The sequence below is a fragment of the Bariatricus sp. SGI.161 genome, assembly GCF_050313695.1.
Taxonomy (GTDB): domain Bacteria; phylum Bacillota; class Clostridia; order Lachnospirales; family Lachnospiraceae; genus JAFBIX01.
The window spans coordinates 1-1,686 of sequence record NZ_JBNPLX010000072.1; the positions used below are offsets into that span (position 1 = coordinate 1).

Annotated in this window: 1 protein-coding gene; it reads left to right on the forward strand. The window is 37.2% G+C overall.

What is annotated here, in order from left to right:
- The first annotated feature begins 105 nt into the window (after positions 1-105).
- Positions 106-1,410: an IS110 family transposase gene (locus tag ACQRBH_RS17195; RefSeq protein WP_427762677.1), complete on the forward strand. Its 1,305-nt coding sequence runs from the start codon at positions 106-108 to the stop codon at positions 1,408-1,410.
- Positions 1,411-1,686 lie beyond the last annotated feature (276 nt).

The following is a 1,686-nucleotide window of genomic DNA, read 5'->3' on the forward strand; positions in this document are numbered from 1 at the left end:
AAGCATTCCTATAGAACATGAAATTTGAAAAAAATAAAATCTCCCCGTATGATGTATATGAGTTTGGCGACTTAATACATCAGAAAACAAAGGAGATTTTATAACATGAGTAAAAGAAACCATTTAAAGGAACGCTTAAACGAAAAACTTGAAGCAGTCACATTCAAAACCTTAATTGTAGGTGTCGATATAGCCAAGCACAATCAGTGGGCAAGATTTGTAGACTGTCGTGGTATCGAGCATAATAAGGCTCTTAAATTTGAAAATAATCGTAATGGTTTCAATGCAATCTTAGCAAGGATTTATGAAATCTGCAAGCAGGAAGATTTTAATAAGGTTATTGTTGGAATGGAGCCAACCGGACACTATTGGAAAGCATTTGCAAATTTCCTGTTAAAACAGGCAAAAATCACAGTTGTTTTGGTAAATCCTTATCATACAAAAAGGGCAAAGGAGCTGGATGATAACAGCCAGACAAAATCAGATAAAAAGGATGCACTTACCATAGCAAGGCTGGTTAAGGATGGACGATATTTTGAGACATATCTTCCACACGATGTCTATGCAGAATTGCGTGGGCTGACAACAACCAGATACAGTATGAATAAGAGAAAAAAATCCATTATCAACACCATTACTGCAGTGTTAGATGAATATTTTCCTGAGTTCGAAACAGTATTTAAGCAGCCTTTTAAAGGAAAAGCATCCATGCATCTTCTGAAAGTATGCCCTATTCCTAAGTTTATATTGGAATTAGGGGAAGATGGTGTTTTGGATGAAATTAAGAAGGCAGTCAAAAAGACGGTTGGTAGAAAAAAGGCAGCACAGCTGGTAGAAGCTGCGAAAGACAGTATAGGTGTTGATTATGGTGAATATGCCGCACGCTTTAAAATACAGCAACTGCTGGAAGAACTGGAATTAATAACAAACCAGTTGGAAGCATTAGAAGCGGAGATGGCAGAAACATTAAAGAAAACAGAAGTATCTGAATATCTGTTGAGCATAACTGGAATGGGAGTAGTTTCGCTTGCAACATGTCTGGGCGAATTGGGAGACCCATTACGTTTTGAAAATGCAAGACAGATGAGCCGTATGGCAGGATATAACTTGATAGAGGACAGTTCCGGTAAAAATAAGAGTGGAACATGTATTTCAAAACGAGGAAGAAAAAATCTGCGAAGTGTGTTGTATCAGATTTCACTAACACTGGTGGCAAACAATAAGGAACTGCGTCAGCTTTATAATTACCTTAAAACAAGGGAAAATAATCCGCTGAAAAAGATGCAGGCACTGGTAGTTATAAGCAAGAAGGTGCTTACTCTTATATTTACACTGTCAAAAAAGAAAGCTTATTATGAACCGGAGCTTGTCTTCGGAAGTTATAGAAAGAGCCAGCTACAGGCGGCTTAACAGATTTATAGTGCCGATACAGGTACAGGGATAAGGAGGAATTCTCCATCAGCCCAATGAGGCAGCAATTAAGCAAAAGTCTACCTTGTACCTTTATCCATAAAACAGAATGAAGGAATGTAAGGACATGGATCCAGCGAGAACTGATAGGGTAAGTGTATGGATAAACAAGGCAAATGATTTATTAACAATGAATTGATACCTGCAAAGGTATTGAGATAAATTTCAAAAATATGTCGGAGAGATATATTGACAAATTTCAAATATTGAGATAGG

Excerpts from the sequence above, each read along its gene's own strand:
- ACQRBH_RS17195 (WP_427762677.1), top strand. The coding sequence starts at position 106 with ATGAGTAAAAGAAACCATTTAAAGGAACGCTTAAACGAAAAACTTGAA.